The sequence below is a fragment of the Limisphaerales bacterium genome, assembly GCA_014382585.1.
Classification (GTDB): Bacteria; Verrucomicrobiota; Verrucomicrobiia; order Limisphaerales; family UBA1100; genus JACNJL01.
Genome location: JACNJL010000020.1, coordinates 25,801 through 44,937, shown reverse-complemented (window position 1 = coordinate 44,937; position 19,137 = coordinate 25,801). Strand labels below are relative to the sequence as shown.

General features: G+C 57.4%; 15 protein-coding genes. 6 read left to right on the top strand and 9 right to left on the bottom strand.

All coding sequences use genetic code 11. The annotated features are described in order from the left end of the window. Positions 1-328: 328 nt before the first annotated feature. The 6 genes from H8E27_01950 to H8E27_01925 all read left to right on the top strand — a co-directional run bounded on the left by H8E27_01950 (position 329) and on the right by H8E27_01925 (position 8,866). The gene (locus H8E27_01950) at positions 329-3,100 is read left to right on the top strand and encodes a hypothetical protein (GenBank protein MBC8324377.1); all 2,772 of its coding nucleotides are present in this window, start codon (positions 329-331) and stop codon (positions 3,098-3,100) included. Positions 3,101-3,408: 308 nt separating this feature from the next. Next, positions 3,409-4,128, top strand: coding sequence for a PAS and helix-turn-helix domain-containing protein (locus tag H8E27_01945; GenBank protein ID MBC8324376.1), 720 nt, complete (start codon positions 3,409-3,411; stop codon positions 4,126-4,128). Positions 4,129-4,179: 51 nt separating this feature from the next. Continuing rightward, positions 4,180-5,112: an HDOD domain-containing protein gene (locus tag H8E27_01940; protein ID MBC8324375.1), complete on the top strand. Its 933-nt coding sequence runs from the start codon at positions 4,180-4,182 to the stop codon at positions 5,110-5,112. Positions 5,113-5,124: 12 nt separating this feature from the next. Then, positions 5,125-6,534, top strand: a complete 1,410-nt coding sequence (locus H8E27_01935) for a TonB-dependent receptor (GenBank protein ID MBC8324374.1) — start codon at positions 5,125-5,127, stop codon at positions 6,532-6,534. Between the two features lie 22 nt (positions 6,535-6,556). Then, positions 6,557-7,855: a response regulator gene (locus H8E27_01930; protein ID MBC8324373.1), complete on the top strand. Its 1,299-nt coding sequence runs from the start codon at positions 6,557-6,559 to the stop codon at positions 7,853-7,855. 219 nt (positions 7,856-8,074) lie between these two features. After that, complete coding sequence (locus H8E27_01925) at positions 8,075-8,866, top strand: flagellin (GenBank protein MBC8324372.1); 792 nt, start codon at positions 8,075-8,077, stop codon at positions 8,864-8,866. A gap of 55 nt (positions 8,867-8,921) precedes the next feature. Here H8E27_01925 and H8E27_01920 read toward each other — a convergent pair whose 3' ends face one another. Genes H8E27_01920 through flgK form a run of 9 tightly spaced genes read right to left on the bottom strand, consistent with a single transcriptional unit; the run spans position 8,922 to position 19,126 of the window. After that, the gene (locus H8E27_01920) at positions 8,922-10,349 is read right to left on the bottom strand and encodes a tetratricopeptide repeat protein (GenBank protein ID MBC8324371.1); all 1,428 of its coding nucleotides are present in this window, start codon (positions 10,347-10,349) and stop codon (positions 8,922-8,924) included. Between the two features lie 31 nt (positions 10,350-10,380). Next, a complete protein-coding gene (locus tag H8E27_01915) occupies positions 10,381-11,799 on the bottom strand; it encodes a sigma-54-dependent Fis family transcriptional regulator (GenBank protein ID MBC8324370.1) in 1,419 nt (472 codons plus the stop codon). Between the two features lie 3 nt (positions 11,800-11,802). After that, positions 11,803-12,252, bottom strand: a complete 450-nt coding sequence (locus tag H8E27_01910; GenBank protein MBC8324369.1) for a hypothetical protein — start codon at positions 12,250-12,252, stop codon at positions 11,803-11,805. 18 nt (positions 12,253-12,270) lie between these two features. Next, positions 12,271-15,258 carry a tetratricopeptide repeat protein gene (locus tag H8E27_01905; protein ID MBC8324368.1) on the bottom strand — a complete coding sequence of 996 codons (2,988 nt, stop codon included), beginning with the start codon at positions 15,256-15,258 and terminating at the stop codon, positions 12,271-12,273. Next, the gene (locus H8E27_01900) at positions 15,255-15,875 is read right to left on the bottom strand and encodes a hypothetical protein (protein ID MBC8324367.1); all 621 of its coding nucleotides are present in this window, start codon (positions 15,873-15,875) and stop codon (positions 15,255-15,257) included. The genes H8E27_01905 and H8E27_01900 overlap by 4 nt, the downstream gene beginning before the upstream one ends. Then, positions 15,875-16,378 carry a flagellar protein FlgN gene (locus H8E27_01895; GenBank protein ID MBC8324366.1) on the bottom strand — a complete coding sequence of 168 codons (504 nt, stop codon included), beginning with the start codon at positions 16,376-16,378 and terminating at the stop codon, positions 15,875-15,877. The genes H8E27_01900 and H8E27_01895 overlap by 1 nt, the downstream gene beginning before the upstream one ends. Continuing rightward, positions 16,375-16,752 carry a hypothetical protein gene (locus H8E27_01890; GenBank protein MBC8324365.1) on the bottom strand — a complete coding sequence of 126 codons (378 nt, stop codon included), beginning with the start codon at positions 16,750-16,752 and terminating at the stop codon, positions 16,375-16,377. Before H8E27_01890 ends, H8E27_01895 begins: the two co-directional genes overlap by 4 nt. 24 nt (positions 16,753-16,776) lie before the next feature. Next, a complete protein-coding gene (locus H8E27_01885; protein MBC8324364.1) occupies positions 16,777-17,697 on the bottom strand; it encodes a hypothetical protein in 921 nt (306 codons plus the stop codon). Between the two features lie 10 nt (positions 17,698-17,707). Continuing rightward, positions 17,708-19,126: a flagellar hook-associated protein FlgK gene (gene flgK / locus H8E27_01880; protein ID MBC8324363.1), complete on the bottom strand. Its 1,419-nt coding sequence runs from the start codon at positions 19,124-19,126 to the stop codon at positions 17,708-17,710. Positions 19,127-19,137 lie beyond the last annotated feature (11 nt).

Below are 19,137 nucleotides of genomic sequence, written 5' to 3'. Positions count from 1 at the left end.
ACCCGCGCCAGCTCCGGCGGTACCCGCGCCAGCTCCGGCGGTACCCGCGCCAGCTCCGGCGGTACCCGCGCCAGCTCCGGCGGTACCCGCGCCAGCTCCGGCGGTACCCGCGCCAGCTCCGGCGGATGTGGGTGAGGCTACTTTTTTCTATATCATGAACGGGCCGGATGGGATGCGGGTTGAGTTTGAGACGTCGGATGTAGGGGAATCAATTTCGATTTCAGAGGGTGCGCCGCCATTGACGTTGACGCCTTCGGGCCGGGGTGTGGAAACGGCGACTCATAAGCTAGTCAGAACGGATGCGGGTGAGACGGAGTTTTTTGATAGTGTGACGGATCCGGATGGCGCAATTAATTTGGCGGGGGATCCAGCGTATGCGTCGCCGTTGCAGGCGATGGTGGCAAAGCTTGAAGAGTTTCCGGCTGCCCCTGCCCCCGCTGCGCCCGCGGCGATGGAGGCGATTTCGATGGGGCCGGCAGGCGGCGCGATTGAAGTGCCAAAGGTTGCTGCTCCCGGCCCCCCTGCGCCGTTGGTGCCAACGACTGCGCCTGCACCGGCCGTGCCCAATGTGCCTGAAGTACCTGAAGTGCCCAAGGTTCCCAGTGTGCCTGCGCCTATGCCGACCACACCGCCAAAACCCGCGGCGGCGCCGGGGTTGGCGCCGGGGTTGGGGCCGATCGCTGGAAAAATTACTTTGCCCGAGCCGGGCTTGCCCAAGCCTTCGGATGTGCCGAAGTTGGATTTACCTGATTTACCTGAAACTCCCAAAGTGCCTGAAACTCCTAAAGTGCCTGAAATATCCAAGCCTACTGGAGGGCTCCCGCCTGTTCCCGCTAATGTGGCATTGCCTAAGCCTAAATTACCCCTCGTATCGCCTGTTCCGCCTACATCGGACGAGGATGCTCCGGCGAAACCCGCAGTGCCCCCGTTGCCAACCGGGCCCAAACCGGTCGTTCCTATGCCCGAGGAACCGGTTTCTAAATCACCTGAACCCCCGGAATCACCTGAACCCAGTAAACCGCTTCTATCACCCAAGCCACCCGAGCCGGATAAACCGGCGTTGCCTATCATTAAGAACGACGACGAGACGGATCCGGATATTGAATTTGAAGCGGGCAGCACCCCGCCGCTTGAGCCCGAAGCTAAACCGATTATCCCCACCCCGAAGCGTCGCGCAAAGAAAGAAATAGACCCAGTGGACTCTAAACGAAAATCTCGCATTGAGGCCGAATCGGCAGTGGAAAACGCCCAGCGCGAGTTGAAAGAAGCTCGCGCCCGGGAAGAATTGATGGCGCGTGAGGAACTTGAGGCGCACAAAACCGCCCTCGAGCGCGCCCGCAAGGAGTTAGCGCAGATTGATAGTGAAATTGACAAGGTCAAAAAATCCGACGTTGCCAAACTCGAGAAAAACCAGGCCGCTCTTGAAAAGTTAAAACAGGAATACGAGCACGACGAGGATTTGGTGCGCCATACCATTCGCGCCAAGAAAGCAGCTCACCTCGACCACGAAGATCGCCTCACTGATCTGGATCGTGAACTGCATCAACTGCACGAGGATGAAACAGAGCGCATCCGGCGCAAGGAAACGGAAGATCTTCGGCGCGAGGAAGAAAGTCGCGCAGCCCGCGAGCGATACCTCGAGCGCGTGAAGGCCGACGAGGAGGAGATTGTCCACCACAAATCCGATATTGAGCAACTGGGAGGGGAAGAGGCATCCCTCAAGCAGGAGATCGAGAACAAGGAAAGTGCGTTTCAAAAACGCGCCAAGGACATCAAGTTTGAGGAAGACGATGAGCATTCCCGTTTAGAGCACGAACAGGAAGTATTGCTCAAACGGCGCGAGAAAATTGAGGAACAAGTCAACATCGAATCCGGCGAAATCACAGCGATGATCGCCAAGCTCGATGCCCGCAAAATCGTGCGTGCGGACGAGGAAAAAATGGTTCGTCTCCAGGCGGCGGCCGAGCATGAGGCGGATTTCATCCAACAAGACCGGATTGATGATGCGCCGGTACAAGTGGCCAAGCCGGTAATCGATCGCGATCAACCGCCTGCCCCCGATGAGGAACCGCCGCTACCCAAATCCGGTGAAGCAGAGCCGTTGCCCAAACCCAAGATCGCCAAACCCGTGGCGATGCTCAAGCCGGTTTCGGAAGATAAACCAAAACTTCCCTCATTGCCCAAACCCGCAGCCGAAAAACCTGCTCTCCCCGAGTTGCCCAAACCCGGTGGAGATAAACCGGCACTTCCGGCATTACCCGCACTTGGCAGCGATTCATCCGGTCCGCCCACGCTGCCTAAACTGCCGAAACCCGCCGGCGACAAACCCGCGTTGCCTGCGTTGCCCGCCTCCGGCGAAGATAAACCCGAACTCCCCGCGTTTCCCAAAGCGGCTGACAAACCGAAATTGTCGACATTGCCAACGCCGCCCAAACCTGCTGGCGATAAACCTGAAATTCCAGCGTTTCCAAACGCTGATCCCCCGCCCGACTCCCCGCCCGTCTCGACATTGCCGGATCTGCCCGCGCCGTCTGCGCCGGAAGAAAAGAAAGGATTCTTCGGTAAATTATTTTCTAAAAAGAAAAAAGACGGGTCGGCCAATCCAGATACGGTACTGCCGGTAGCCGGCCCCGACGCACCCAAGCCCGCGCTGCCGCCTATGCCCGACAGTTCGGGAGCTTCGGGAGCTTCAGGAGGGGCCTCGCCCAAGCCTGTTTTACCAGCTTTCCCCGGTAGCCCTGCCAGTCCTGTAGGAGGGCCACCACCTAAGCCGGAGTTGCCCGCCTTCCCTCCCACGCCTGATTCTGATCCAGCTGCGGCAGCGGAACAAGCGATGTTGAAAAACAAACTTCAACGCATCGCACAAGATCGGGCTGACCGCTTGAATGCCGGCGAAGGTAAAGAAATGCCAACCCTGCCAGCGTTGCCCGCGATGCCATCCCCACCCAAACTCGGGGGTGCGCCGGGATTGCCTCCTCTGCCAGGTGCGGGAGGGATTGCGCCCAAGCCGGGATTGCCGCCATTGCCGCCCATGCCCGGCTCGCCCAGCATTCAAAGCGAGGCTGATCAGCAAACGAAGGATCAAGAAAAAGATGTTTAGGCGCTTGGTTTAGGGTAAAACAGCAGGATTACCCCTTTTTTCCCCACACCCGCTTTCGGGTGATGGGAATTTTTTCACTTTTTTCACTTTTTTCGGTAATTTCATGCCTGGAATGCGTATTAATAGAGAAGGGACGAATCTCGATGAATTCAAAAAAGGCAAAACGGGCGAAACGGGCGAAACGGGCGGAAAAAATCGGAAAAAAGATCAATAAACAGGAGGTCAACTGTGGTTGTATGCGGCCTAGATCGGTTGTTCGGTTGGCAAGTTGCCTGACGCATAAGGGGCATCGCAAACATTTGCGTTTATTGGCAGAAACCTGGGAGTTGGTCACTGACGCCATTTCCGTGGTTGATCCGCAGACTGGCCAGTTGCTTTATGTGAACGGCGCATGGCGGCGGCTTTATGGGTATTCCTCTCAAATGGCGCTGGGCACGCAAGTGGAGGGTTTGGTGAACCCCAAAAAACTCACCAAAAAACTCCGGAAACAAATTCACGAGGAAACGCTTCAAGGCCATTGGTGTGGACGGTTGATCAATCGCGACGCCAAAGGGCGGGAGTTTCCAGTGGATCTCAGCACCGGATTGGTGAACGCGCCGAACGGAAAACTGATTGGACTGCTCGGCGTGGGCACCCCCCTTCGTGGAGGCACGGTGACCGATGAAAAAATTAACCGATTGGTATTGCACCATCAGGAAACCCTCTCACGGGAATTGCAGACATTACTTGAATCAACCCTGTTCAACGGCGACCCCATCGCCAACGGAAAAAGTGAGCACAACGGCCGTGTGCAGGGCATTGAGCGTTTGAGCCCGCGTGAAATTGAAGTGTTTGACCTCATTGGCCAGGGATTGAGCACTGTGCAAATATCCCGCAACCTCAAAGTGAGCCACTACACCATTCAAGCTCACCGAAACCACATCCGCGATAAGCTGGACCTTCGCGACAGCGCGGTCCTGACATTTCGCGCGTACCAATGGTCCCGCGAGAAAAAGATCAACAAGGCACCGTCCGCCAAGGCAAAGTAACCGGCCAAGAATTCATTGGCTTCCTGTCGCGCTTGACGGCATAAATGCCGCGTGTCCAAATCCGATAAACTAGTCAAATATCTTGCCTACGAATCCCACGACAAAAAGTGGGTGTCGGACAAGCTTATCTATTTGCTCGCTGGCGATCCGGTGATCCCCCCTTTCAATGCCGCCGCAATGAAGCTGGCGGAGATATCGCGGGATGAAAATTGCCAGATGGAAGACGTCGGCAAAGTCATCCAAATGGATCCCGGCCTCGCTTCGGACGTCATTCGGGTGGCCAGCTCGGTGGGCTTTGCCGCGCGCCGCATCTCGAGCATCGATCAGGCGATGATGCTGATCGGGATGCAACAAATTCGCCGCATCGCCTTTGCGATGGGCGTAATGAAAAATTTTGAGCATTTAAAATCACAGGTGGATTGGGGCGCGTTTTGGCTGCACAGCATTATGGTGGCGCGCCTCACCGAGCGTGTGGCCGCGGCGTATCGTCCGCCGTGCGGCTCGGAATATCTCGCCGGGTTGCTGCACGATTGCGGCAAGCTGTTGCTCGAGCATTATTTTCCGGAGGAGTTTGATGCGATCATCATCCGCGCCACCGAACGTGCGTGTGGGCACGTGCTGGTGGAGCGCGAGTTCCTCGGCGTGACCCACGCCCAAATCGGGGCGGCCATTTGCGAATGTATGCAGGCACACCTCGAGGTGATCCGCGCGGTGTGGTATCATCACGATCCCTTCAACACCACGCTCGATGATCAGCCGGACAACAGCAAATTTCTCTCCGCCTGTGTGGCGGTGGCGGATGCGTTGGTGAATTATAAACAGCTTAATATTTTCGGCGCGCGCATTATGGATTACGATCAGCCTTTCGAGGAGCTCCCCGAGTGGCAGTTTTTGGGCCAGTACCAAATGAGCTACGGACTGGAACTGGATTTGGATGCGGAACTCGAAGCGGCAAAGTCCGACCTGAAATCGTTTGGACTCTAAGTCGTTTTGCTAATGACTGAACCCACGCTTAATACTTCGCAAAAGGCGCAGGCCATCAATTTCGATCGCGGCCAATACGGCACCTTCGCTGAGATCGGCGCGGGGCAGGAAGTGGCGCGGTGGTTTTTCCGCGTGGGCGGCGCATCCGGCACGGTGGCCAAGAGCATGAGCGCCTACGATATGGCCGTGAGCGACGCCATCTATGGCCCCTCCGAACGCTACGTGAGTGAGGATCGTCTGCGCCATATGTTGGATCACGAATATGGTTTACTCGACCAACGCCTCGCGCCCGAGCGCGGCGCGGATACGCGCTTTTTTGTGTACGCCAATACTGTGGCCGCCCGCAGTTTCAGCCGTCAACAGGATGGCCAGGGTTGGATGGGAATCCGATTTCAAACTGCCCCCGGCAAACCGCCCAGCGATTTGGTGCTGCACGTGCGCCTGCTGGACAAGGACAATCTGAAACAACAGGAGGCCGTCGGCATCATCGGCGTGAACCTCATCCACGGCGCGATGGAATCGCACGCGGATCCGGGGCGGTTGGTCGGCAGTCTCCTCGATGGCCTCGGCCCGCGCCGGGCGGAGGTGGGCTTGGCGCGTTTTAGTGGGCCGGATTTTGAGGGGGTGGACAATCGGCTGATGGCGCTGGAATTAGTGAAACAGGGACTGGCTCAAGCCACCCTGTTTGACACCAGCGGCGAAGTGACCCATCCCACCGAGGCGCTATATCACAAGCCCATCATCCTGGAGCGCGGCAGTTTCCGGCCAGTCACGCACACCACGCATCATATGTTGCAAAGCAGCCTTGCGCAATTTGTGGAGGAGCCACGGGTGGAGGGCAAGGAGGTGACGGTGCTGTTTGAAATGACGCTGAAAAACTTATCGCACGAAGGAGAAATCGATTCGCGCGATTTTCTGGAGCGCGTGGACATCCTTGCGGCTATGGGTGAAGGGCTCGGCGGCGACCACAAAGTGATGGTATCCAATTGCGCGGAGTTTCATAAACTCGCCCGCTATCTTTTTCGGTATACCAAAGAACCGGTGGGCGTAACGCTGGGCGTGCCAACCTTGCGCGAAATATTTGAGGAAAAATATTATGCCGAATTGGAGGGCGGTCTGCTCGAAGCGTGTGGGCGATTATTCAAAAATGATCTTCGCCTGTACGTGTACCCCGCCGCCATTCCGGAAGGCGGCGTGCTTCATGCAAAAGATCTTTGTTTGCCCAAGCACTTGCAGGGGCTCTTTAATTATTTGGTGGAAAACAATTTTATCCGGGGCATTGATGAATTTAATCCCGATTACCTCACCATCCACTCACGGGAGGTGCTGAAGCACATCCAGGCCGGTGACGATGCTTGGGAGAAAATGGTGCCCCCGGCGGTCGCGGCGTGCATTCGCGCGCGCGGTCTGCTAGGCTGTTAAGAGACTTGAACGACGCAATGATATGAGTGATCCCTACAATGACCCTAGCGTAAACAAGGTGCTGGCCGTCGACGACGACGCGCTCGTGCTCGCCGCGCTCAAGGAGCAACTGCCGCAGATGGGCTTCCACGTCACCACGGTGGATAGCGACACCCTTGCGCGCGAGCATTTGAAGGCGGAAGTCTTTGGCATCATCCTGATCGAGCAAAACCTCGCCGGCACCTCTGGTATTGAGTTGCTCAAAGAAGCGCAGGAAGCACAGCCCGATGCCACACGTATCCTGCTTGCCAGCGGCATCAGCATCGCGGAAGTCACCGAGGTGCTCAACAGCGGCCTCATCTTCCGCTACGTCTCCAAGCCGTGGATGAGCAATGACCTGCACGCCACGCTTATGAACGCCGCGCAATGTTACCGGATGAAGAAGGAAATTGAGGCACTGCAAAATCGCAATCTCCAGCTCAATGAGCAAATGGCCGCGGGCGGCGGCGGCGGCGGCGGCGGCGGGGGCGGGGGCGGGGGCGGCAGTATGGCGAGTGCGATGGGCGGGCAAATTGCCTTTGAGGCGATCAACAAAATGCTCTACACGTTTCACCCCAACCTCGGCAATACCGCCCAACGCGCCAAAGCGATCTGTAAATCCATCGGCGAAGTGATGGAGCTTTCACCCGAGGATACCCAGATTTTATCCACTGCCGCCGAAGCGCACGACATCGGCCTGATGAATACTGAAATCGGTGTGGTACGCCGTTGGATGCGGGATCCGGAAAAATGCACCGACGAAGAATGGGCCGTCATCAAGGAACATCCCGGGATTGGCTCCAACATCTTGCTGCACCTCGGCGAGTTACAAATGGCTGACCCCGAGGATGAGGAGGAAATAAACCCATTCGCGTCCATTGCCGAAGTGGTGAAGCATCATCACGAACATTGGGACGGCACCGGTTATCCTGACAAGCTCAAGGGTGAAACCATCCCGCGCCTTGCGCGCCTACTCGCGCCGGTGATTTATTATTGCAACCAAACGGCTGCCGACGTGCAGCTCATCAAGTATATGGAAACCGAGCTGGCCGATCACGTGTTCGATCCCGATGCCGTGAGGGCACTGGTGAAAGCCGTGCCACTCACGCGAATGCCCCGCGGCGAACGCGAAATCCTCCTCATCGAGCTCAAGCCTGGGATGGAGCTTGCGCGGCCTATTTTCAATACCAACGGAATGAAACTGCTGGACGCAGGCAAGAAGCTCGAAGATCGGCACATCAATAAAATCCACTCCATCAATCGGATGACCCCCATCAATCCGTTAGTTTTGGTCTATTGCTAAAGCGCCAGTAATCAGCAAAAAAAGGCCGAAAAACGACCTTTTTTGTGGAAATTCGGCAACCTTCGAAGATTGCCGCATTTTTTTTCTAAAGTCACCCCCCTGCCTTGCCGATTTAACAGGTAAGGCCTCGTGACGCCTGGTAAAGCACGGAGGGTGTGATGCCTCTAAAACATCTCGACGGCAAGGACGCCGTCTTAACAGACAAATGGAGTTGTCAAAATGGTAATAAATACAAATATCGGTGCGGCCCGCAGTGCGCGTTTGCTCGCAGATTCCACAAGCAAGTTGAATGGTGCCTTAAGCCGCTTGGCTTCAGGTTCGAAGATCGTTTCACCTCAAGATGATGCTGCCGGTTTGGCTGTCGCGACAAAGTTCGACGCCCAGATCAGCCGGAACAACGCTGCTTCCAACAACGTCTCAAGCGCGCTGTCCTACAGCCAAACTCAGGATGGCTTTCTCGGAAAAGTCTCCAAAGCTTTGGACCGTATGAGTGAGTTGATGAACCTTGCAAACGATTCGACGAAGTCCTCGAATGACAAGGCCAACTACAACACGGAGTTCACTGACCTGAAGAATTACATCAGCGATTTGGGCACCAAAGAGTTCAACGGCGTGAGCTTGTTCGACGGTTCCGGCCTGGCCGTGACCAAAGACAGCGAAGGCAATACTTGGACGCTGAACGCCAGTGACCTGAACGATACGGACATCACCTCCGTGATCGCCTCCGGTTTCACTGTGACCAGCACCATGAGCACCTTGACCACGTCGATCGAAAACGTGTCGACTCACCGTGCGCAAATCGGTGGTAACATTCAGCGCCTGAACCTCACCAACGAGCAGCTCGGCATTCTGAGTGAGAACCTGTCCGCTTCCGTGAGCCGCATCAAAGATGTGGACGTCGCGACGGAGAGCACTCAGTTCGCCCGCTACAACATCCTGGTCCAATCCGGTACCGCGATGCTGGCGCAAGCCAACCTCCTGCCGCAGTCGGCCCTCCGCCTCCTGCAGTAGTAGTCAAACGGTTATCCAACCAATCACAGGCGACCCTTCGGGGTCGCCTCTTTTTTTATGCCTTCAATTCTTGTAAGGCCCGCAACACGCGGCGGATGAGCGGTCGCCAATCTTCATTTTGTTCCTGACGAAATAGTCGCGCCTCCGGATACCACGGGCTGGAATCCCCCGTCCACAGCCAGCGCCAATCCGGCGCAAACGAAAGCAGCACCCACGTTGGCCGGCCCAGCGCGCCGGCCAAATGCGCCGCCGCAGTGTCCACGCTCACCACCAAATCCAGCTCATCCATGACCCGCGCCGTGGCCCCAAAATCCGTGAGCTGTGCTGATAAATCCGTGAACCCTTCTGGCGCATCGCCCTCCGGCTGCAGTGAAAACCAATCAACCTCTGCCTCCCGTAGCACTGCCAACGCTGTATCGGGCAGTGAACGGCGATCCAGCGGTTGCGAGCCTGAGCCGCGCCACGCCAGTCCCACCCGCGGGCGGGAGCCGTTTCTGGGCGGCAGCACGGGGTGGCCAGCGGGCGCTTTTAAATAAGGCGTTTCGTTGGGAAACGTTTCCAGTGAATCGCCAAACTCACCGGGTAGGCTCATTAGCGGCAAATGAAAATCGGCGGTGGGAGTTTGCGGCACATGGGCAAAAACTTCATTGAGGCTGGGCACATTTTCCAACAATGGCAAAAGCGGACGCGGGGCGCAAAGCTGCACGCGCCTCACCCGCATCGCGATGCGCGGGAGGTAACGCAGCATTTGCAGCGTGTCGCCAAAGCCCTGCTCGGCGTGCAACAGCAGCGTGCCTTCGTGGGCGGGCTGTCCGTCCCAGCGGGGAATCTCAAACGCTACGTCTGGAGTGGTGCGGCCGGGGAGTTTGAAACGCCATTCGTAATCCACCCACGCGTCGGGGAAATCGCCCTCCAATGCGCGCAGGAAAAATCGCTGCCAATGCGCTTCCGGATCTTCCGGAGCGAGTTCCAGCGCGCGCGCATTGCATTTGCGCGCGGCATCGTGCAGGCCAAAATCCAACTGCGCCATTCCGAGTAATCGATGCGCGTTGGCGTCTTCGGGCTGCAGCGCCACGGCCTGTTGATGGCACTCGATCGCCTCGGCGAGTTCATTGAGGTGCTCGTGGGCGAGCGCGAGATTTTGCCAAACTTGGGCATAGTTGGCATCCAGTTTTACCGCTTGCCGCCAGGGTGTGATGGCTTTGCGAAACTGACCTTCGCGTTGCCAGCAGTAGCCGATGGCGTTGAGGATTTGCGGGTTGCTGGCGTCCAGCGCGTGGGCGGCCTCAAAGCATTCGCGCGCGGCGGGCCAGTCCTCGTGCATTTGCTGCACCAATCCCAGCTCGAGATGGGCGGGCAGCAGCGCGGGCTCCGCTTCCAACGCGGAGCGCAAGTGTGCTTCGGCTTGCGCCAGTTCACCGTGTTCACGGCAGCGTTGGCCCAGTTGCAGCGGGGTTAAAGTAGGGGAGTCCGGCCCGGACATGCCGGCGTTGTAACAGAAACCGCGCGCGCGATCAATCGACCGGCTCGCCCTGCTCTTTGTATTCGTTGAGCTTGTTGCGCAGGGTGCGGATGTTGATGTCCAGTGTCTCGGCGGTGCGCGTGCGGTTGCCCTCGCATTGTTTGAGCGTGGAAAGAATGTGCTGCTTTTCGAGATCCGCCAACTTGGCTGGCGCGCCGTTGGAAACGGTTGTTGCCGCTGCAGTCCCGGCGGGTTTGTCTTCGATGGCGCCGGTGGGGGCATCGCCTGCGCCGGCTTGGGGTGGGGCGGTGAGGCCGAGTTGTTCGGGATGGATGTAGCCGTCTTCGCCGCAGAGGATCACCGCGCGTTCGAGGACGTTTTGCAGTTCGCGAATGTTGCCGGGCCAATCGTGCGCTTGGAGTGCGGTGATGGATGCGGGCGCGAGCCCTTTCACCGGCACGCCGTGGTTGCGGATGAAGCGCTGGCAAAAGGCTTCGGCCAACAGCGGCACATCGCCTTCGCGTTCGCGCAGCGGCGGCACGTGCACGGGCACCACGTTGAGGCGGAAATAGAGGTCCTGCCGGAATTCATTTTTCTCTACGCTTTGATCGAGCTTGCGGTTGGTGGCGGCCACCACGCGCACATCGACTTTGATGGTGCGGTTGCCGCCGACGCGTTCGAACTCGCGTTCCTGCAAAACGCGCAGCAGTTTGCTTTGAAGCGGCAGGGAAAGTTCGCTGATTTCATCGAGGAAAATCGTGCCGCCGTGGGCCAGCTCGAAGCGGCCTTCGCGTTTGTTGGTGGCACCGGTGAAGGATCCTTTTTCGTGCCCGAAGAGTTCGCTTTCTACGAGATTCTCCGGCAGCGCGGCGCAGTTGAGTTTGATGAAAGGGCCGTCCTTGCGGTTGGAGTTGCGATGCATCGCGTGGGCGACGAGTTCTTTGCCGGTGCCGTTTTCGCCCTGGATGAGCACGGTGGCGTTGGTTTGGGCGACGCGACGAATGAGTTTGCGGAGTTGGTTGGTGGAATCGCTTTCGCCAAGGATTTCGTTTTCCGGATCCTCGGCTTCCTGGCTGGTTAGGAATTGATTGACGTTGAGGACCTGCGCGAATTGCTCGGCCTTGCGCAGAATGATTTCCACCTGTTCATTGGAAAACGGTTTGAGTAGATAATCAAACGCGCCCTTGGCCATGCATTGCACGGCGAGATCCACCGAGCCTTCGGCGCCCATCATCACCACCATCGGTTTGGCGGGGCGGAGGTTGACCTCTTCCAAAAACTCCGCGCCCTCGCCGTCGGGCAACGATTGGTCGAGCAACATCAAATCGAAATTGCCTTTGCCCATGAAATCGTGGGCTTCCTGGATGGTGCCGCACTCGGCGACGTCGATGCGTTTTTTACGCAGGTATTGCGAGACCTGTTTGCGGAGGAATTCTTCCTGCGCGACCATGATGACTTTCTCGATGGACATTTTCTAGGGCTGATCTTTGTACATCCGCGCAATGAGATTGGGGTTTTGGCGCTGGGCGGGGGGGAGATGATTTGCAGGCACGAGTTTGTGGCGGAGGAGGAGCTGTTCGTTTTCGCGATCGAGCGAAACGATTTTCATAATGAGATCGAGATCCTGCCGGATGAGCGCGGCGATAGTGGGGTGTTGCTCGCGCTGCGTGGGGTTGAGTGCCATCCACGTGTCCTTGTGGGTGAAGAGCGTTTCCTGCGCGCGCGTGAGGCGCTCGAGCATTCCTTCACGCGCTTGGAGTAAGGCGTTGAGATCGTCCACCTGGCCGGTCTTGAGTTGTTGGTGTTCGCGCTGCACGACGGCGAGGAGTTCGCCGCATAAAGTGAGATGGGCACGAAGCTCCTGCTCCAGCGCGGGCAAGCCGTCGCCGGTTCCAGGATGAAGCGATTCTGGGGGGAAGCTCATCAGGTTGGGGTTAAGGGGTCAGTTGCTTTTGTTGAGTTGCTTGATTTCGATGCGTAAATTGTTCTGACGGAAAAGGGTCGTGTGTTTTACCAGAGTTAATGCCGGTGTGAGGTCGTTCGGGTGCAGTTCAAATAACCGGATGAGTTGGTTGTAATAATCCAGCGCTTTGCTTTTCTGGCCGAGGCGTTCGTGGCAAAAGGCGAGTTGCTGGCGGAGGAAAATCTGACTGCGATAAGTTTGATCACGGCTTTGGGCCCATTGGTAGTAGGTGATGGCGGCGTTGAGGTGTGTCTGCAGGGAGTCGTGCAAGCGCGGCTGCACCGCGATGATTTTTGCGTTTTGCCCCGGCGTGGGTTCACCGGGGAGTTGGGCAAGTTGCTCCAAATCACCTTGGAGCTGAATGGCTTCGGCGTAAAGTAAGTTGGCGATGTCCATCACGATTTGCAGGCGCGTGCCTTCCCACACGACCTCAAGCTCACTGGTGACGGAGGAGTTTTGGAGCAGCACTTCTATTTCGCGTTGCACGTGCTGCTCGTTGCCGAGGGCTTGATGGGCGAGAATTTTATAGTATCGTACTTCGCCATCATAGCGGACGCTTTGGCGGGAGAGCGTCTTGGTATATTGCTCGATGAATAGCGCGGATTGTTCGGCGAGGCTGCGCCAGTGTTCGTTGCGGTCTTTCGCTAAAACGGCAATCTGGGATTGCAGTTTGTCACTGGCCAGTGTGCTGTTTGAGAGCATTTTGAGGCGGCGGTTGTCGCGGGTGAGGCGGCGGTCAATGGCGCGGATGGCGTTGTACACCGCCCGCATGTAGCGCAATTGAATTTGCTCGAGATCCAATTCGTGATCTTCGGCGCGTTCATCGGCAGGTTGCTTCATAATTATTTGAAGCTTCTCGACGGCAAGTTGGTAATCCTCAAGTTTTTGGGGTGCTTCGTAATAAGCGTTGGCGATCTGGCTTTGGGCCACGAGGCTGATGCGATCGAATCGTACGAGGTTGTCCACCTGTTGCCTGATCGAAGAGGCAAGCACGCCAAAAAATGTGTCCACCGATTCTTCCGGAAGGCCCAGCTCACGATAAATCCAGCCTTGGCGTAGCAGGATTTCAGGGATGAGCGGATCCGGTGGCAGCGGGTTATCCACCAGCCCGCGATCGAAGAGGCCGCGCTCTTCTTTCTGCAGGCCTTCGGTTCGCAGGATGTATTCCTGCCACATCTTCAGTGAGCGCAGGTATAGCTGGGTGGTTTCGCTTTCGTAATCGTGGATTGTCGCCCGGCGTTTCTTGGCGTCGGCGCGCAATTCATCGGCGCGGTTTCCCTGTACCCGGGCTTTGCGGAAAAACTCAGCGTAATCCTGCGCCTTATCGCTGAGGCTCTTGCTTTGGGTGGCTTGTTCGTATTCAGCCACGGCTTGGTCGGCATCGCCGATGGTGGTAAGCGTCATTTCCAAATCCTTGGGCCGAGCCAGATCTGCACCCAGCTCAAGCGCGGAAAGGTCTGCCGTGGGTAATTGATAGCGCAGGAGATCGGCTTTGCGCTGGTTAGCCCAGGCGTTGAGCTCGAGATGGCGGGCGGCGGCCAATGCCATCTTCGCCCTTAACTTTTGTTCGTTGGCGAGGGATTTTTTGTGGATGGCCCGGCGTTCATAACGTTGCGCGAGGGTGATCACGGTCTGTCGTTTGGCTTCTCCTTTAATGACTTGTGAGGCATCGCTTTGGTAAATGTTATCGAGGATACGGAGTTGTTGTTCTACGGAGTTGGTGCTGAAATTAGGAATATGCCCCAGAGTCGGCCGGGCGGCATTGGGGTTGCGCATGGAGTGCAGGCTGGCCATGGCACGTTCGTTGGCCTCGATCAAACTGCGCGGAGTGACTTGGAACCGAATGTTGGGGTCGTTGACGGCGTACATCAGCACGTACGTTTCCGAGGGATGCGGCCGGAGTTCCCACTGCACGTTTCGGGCGGCATTACGGGTGAGTTGCCAATCGAACGAGCGGTTCAGCACGCGGCCATCGAATGAAAATTGCGCTTCAATGCGCGCCACGTTGGGGTCATCCACGGGGGCCTCTATGCGCGTTACCAAACCGCGTCGACGATGAACAATTATTACACTGGGCTTGACGCCTTCGGGATCGGGGTTGCCATCCACAGAGCGCTGGACGAATGACCAGGTGACCATTCGGATGCTGCTATCGGCCATCGTTCGTGGCTGGGTATGGGCGCCGCCGCTGGTGGGTTTATGCAGGAAATGCCAGGTGGGTTCCGAACGGGATTCAGCGCGGTTTTCCTGGCCTGTGAGCTCGCCGGGCGGGCTACTGATGCCGCTGTATCGGGCGCGGAGTGTGTGGGGCGGGTTGGCCTCGCGCGCGGCACCGGCTAGCGCGGTGAGCGAGAGGGCGGTGATGATCGCGCGGTTTCCCTCCACAATCAGGTGCGAACCCACGCGTAATTCATTTTTGACGCGATTGACAATCCCGCGCCGTTCCTTGGCCTCTACACGGTGGTTGAGGGTGAGTAATTCCTGTTGCCACGTGAGCCTCATTTCTGGCCCGCCAATTTCCTGAGCACGAATGGTCACCCGCAGATTGGCGGCACCCAAATCTTTGGGCGCCGCAGCGGGTTCAATTTGAACGATCACCGCTTTACGGCCATCGACTTCAATGGCGGTGCCCGGCGCGAGTTCTTCCCACGGATTGGTCACCCGATTGAGCCGACGGCTCAACAGAAGATGTTTATTTAAAGCCAGTTGACCGAGTGGATTGTAAACACGGGTCACCGTGATATCGCCAATGCTCAGGCCGTATTCCTCCATGGGAGTGGGGATCCCGATGCGCATTGGGGGCAACGACGGAGTAAGCCGATTGGCTAATTTCTGCACAGCTTCTTTGGCGGCCAATGCATCGGCATTGATGGCTGTCGGCGCAGGCGGGGCAGCGGGCTTGGCGGCGTGCAAAACGCCGCTCGCCAGCAACAGGGTTAACAGTAAAATTTGACGTGTAGGGTTCATCGAATTTCGTACGTGGCGCTGCTGCCCCGCCGCATCATTGGATTTTGTGAGGGCAGGTTGTAGAGCGAGTTTTGGTCGAACATCAGGCGGCTCTGGTAATTAGTGCTGCCGCCGAGGTTAAAGTAACGCAGGATTTGCGGGTTCAGAAATGCGCTGGCGTTGTTCGTGCTCGTGCCGCCGGAATGGAATCCGCCGCCCGCGGGAAAGGGCAGAGTGGGCATCATCATGGACTGGGCTTGCACCGTGAACGGGCGCGCGCCGGGTACGGGGGCTACGGGGATGGGTGCGCCCATTGCGCCTGCTCCGCCGCTGAGGCCGGGTGCGTTGGCGGGGTTCAACGGCTGCGCGGGCTGGCGTGACGAAAGTGGGATGGGCTGCGGATCTGGGTTGATGGGCAGTGAGGGCAGGGAGTAAACAGGCGGCCGCGAGCGGGCACCGGTGCGCAAATTAAAGGGCGCGCCGCGGTTTAAATAACCCGGCCCGGCGGGGACGATGCGTTTGAGAAAACCGCTGCCACGTTCGCCTGCGGGCAGCGAAAGGGGCCGCGAAAGAGTCAACACGGCCAGCAACGCGAGGGCGTAACTAAATGGGTTTAAAAAAGCGCGGTGTCGTTTCATTAGATGAGTCCTTCGTACAGGGTGCTGGGCGGGGGCGCGATGGGGTTCACCGTGCCGCCGCGTCCGTAGGTTTGGGCAGCGGCGCTGGAGGTGGGGAAGATGGTGTGCATTATCTTCGACATCAAATCCAGCGAGCGTTTGAGCAGTAAATGATTCTGCTTCACCCACGTTTGAATGCGTTGCAGTAATTGATTGATCTCTTCCACGAGGGCATTGAGCAGCGGCTGATATTCTTCGGGCAAGAGCGCGGTCATTTGTTTGAAGGTGGTGTCCTCCGTGCCGCCGACCGATTGCACCAGCACGCGGCGTGCCGCTTCGCGTTGCTCGCGATGGGTGGCAATTGTTTCAACCTGCTGGTTGACGTCGTGTAAATTAATCAGCAATTCATTGGCTGAGCGGTTGATGATCAGCTCCTGTTGTTCCTGCATTAACGCCAGCAGCTCCCCGTACTGGGTCATCTCCTCGCGCAACGCGGCGATTAAATTATTCAGAGCTTCGTTCATTTCGCTTTCTCCTCCGTCAGCTTGGCGGCGGCGGCGGCGGCTTCCTGTGCCTGCAGGTTGCGCGGCATCAATTGCGTGTTAAACGCATTTGCCAACCCGAATTCACCTGTATTGCTGATGGTGTCGGCCAGCGTTTTCGTAATCATATCCTGATAAATACCTTTGGTGGCCGCGTTCATGCCGTCGCCGCCCATGCCGCCTCCGCCAAACATCGGCTGCAGGGCCTTGCCTAAAAACTGCCGGAGCAGAATGGCCTCAAAGTGGCGGCTCACCTCACCAATTTTCTCCGCCTCGGTCAACTGATTGTTGCCCGCCAAGCGCTCGACCGCCATATGGTTGGCGCTCATCGTCGACATTTCAATAGGGACTGGCATTGGTCTTTTCTAAAATTCGGTCATTTAACGGATGTAGTCAAGCAGGGAGGTTTTCAACAGCGTACCTCCCGATTGCAACGCGGCGGTGTACGCGTTCTGGATTTCGTTGAGCTGCACAAAGGCCTCGGCCATATCCACATCGGCCTCATTGGAGACGAGGGGGTCGATGGAGGAAGCCTGATTGCGGGTGATCGCCTCGGAGGTGTCCAGCCGCGACTGGATGGCGCCGAGATTGCTAAAATGGTTGATGAAATTGGTCTCGTCAGATTTGATATTCGCGATGCCGGTGCTCTTAATGTTCGCGGTGTTGCCCGAGTTCAGATCATCGCGTAGCGTGATCAAGTGCGCGATGAAATCCGCGCCATTCGTGCTATTCTTCAAAACCCCTTCCGCGCCCTCGGCGGGGTGGCTGGAATCCACCGTGCTGTCGGAGGCAATATCCACTTTGGTGGTGTTACTGTTGCCGCCCCACGTGACCCCCGTGATGTCGCCATTGGCGTCGCGCGTGGTGCCGTAGGTGGCGGTGGTGCTGTTGGTGCCTGAGAAAATATAAACGTCGCGGTGCTTGGTGTTGGCCAACCGCACGGCTTCCTCCAGGAGTTGATTGATTTCCTTGCCGTACGCACCCAATGCCTCGGTGGATTTGGAGCCATCGGCCATGGTGGCAATCTCTCCGGCGCGATCATTGAGCTTCTTCATCGCGTTCAACGAGGAATACGCCACGGTGGAATTCTCGCGAACCTTGCTGATGTTGTCCTGGTATTGGTTGAGCACGCGCAGTTCTGCGCGCAGATCAAGCACGCGGCGCATTGCCTGGGGATCGTCGCTGGGCGCGTCGATCCGCTGGCCGGTGGCGATTTGCTTTTGCACCCGCATTTGCCGCTCGGCGAGCTTGGCAATCTGCGTGCGAAAATCATTTCCAAAACTGGCTGCAGTGACTCTCATATCAATTTAGTTAGCGTTGCATATTAATTACGTCCCCCATCAGGGTATCCATAGTGCTAATCAGTCGCGCCGAGGCTTGGAAGGCGCGCTGGAAAATCACGAGGTTGGCCACCTCTTCGTCAATCGAAACGCCCTGCACCGAGTCGCGTTGTTTTTGCAGCATTCCCTGTACGGCTTTTTGGTCGTTGAGCTGCACGTTCACCAGTGAAAGTTCCTGCCCAAAGCTGCTCACCGTATTGCCGTAATGCTCGGCGTAATTCATATTATTCAGGTTGGCAGAGGGCGCTTTCAGCTTATCAGCCAACGCGCGGGCAATGGTGTTGTCGCCCACCTCGGTGGCGGAGGCCGATAATTGCAGCTTGCGTGCGTCGTCTCTCAATGTGCTGTTCACGCTGATATCCGCCGCGCCGCTTCCAGTGAAAAAATTCAGGGTGGTGTCATTATTGCCGCTGAGATCGTAGCCCGTCGTGTGGAGGGCATTCACTTGCGTGATCAATTCCGAGGCCAGCGTATTCAGGCTTTCGCGCAGATCCACCACCCCGCCATCGCGGGCATCAATGGCCCCGGCGACCTTGCCGCTGGTGAGGTTTAATGCGGTGCCTTCGCTGGTGGTGGCGGAATGGTAGCCATTGCCATCGGTGACCACTTTCATCACATCGGTCATCACATTGTCGGTGATGAATTCTTCGCCGGCAATGAAGAGGCTCATTTCTCCGTCGTCATTGGTGGTGGTGGTCACATTGACGTACTCGGCGAGCTGCTCTAGTGTTTCCTGCATTACGTCGCGGATTTCATTAGCCGCGCCTTCCACTAATTCTGTGTTGCCGATGGACGAGGCGAGGTAAGCCACCTGCTCGAGCTTGGCGTTGGCGTTGACGATGTCGGCCTTGACTTCTTTGTTCAACGAATTGCGCAGCTCATCCAGCCGACGATCCACGCTTCTGAATTTGTCGGTTAATTTCTGCGCGCTATAAAGCGCCGTCTGGCGTTCGGCAGTGGACGTGGGGCTGGCGCTGAGCGATTGAAAGGAGTTGAATAAATCCGTGACTCCTTCGCTGATGCCGTATGTGCTGTACGCATCGCCGGCATCCACGCTTTGGCGATCCAAGGCTTGGCCCAGGCTTGATTCGGCCATTTGCAGGCCGCGTTGTTTGGATTCCAGAAATGCGGTGACGCCTTTCTCCTCCACCAACTGTTTGTCGATGGCGTAATCGCGGATTTGCTCGATGCGCGCCACTTCGGCGCCGGAACCTTGCGGGCCCTTATCGGTGGGGATCGCGACGGCCGCGGTAATTTTCACGCGTTGCCGCGCGTAAATGGGGTTGGAGGCGTTGGCCAGGTTGTTGCCCGAAATCTCGGCACCTTGGCGGGCGGTCTGCATCGCATTCCGCGCCATCTCCATTGTGCCTAATATTCCGAGTCCGCCCATTTTTTATAGTT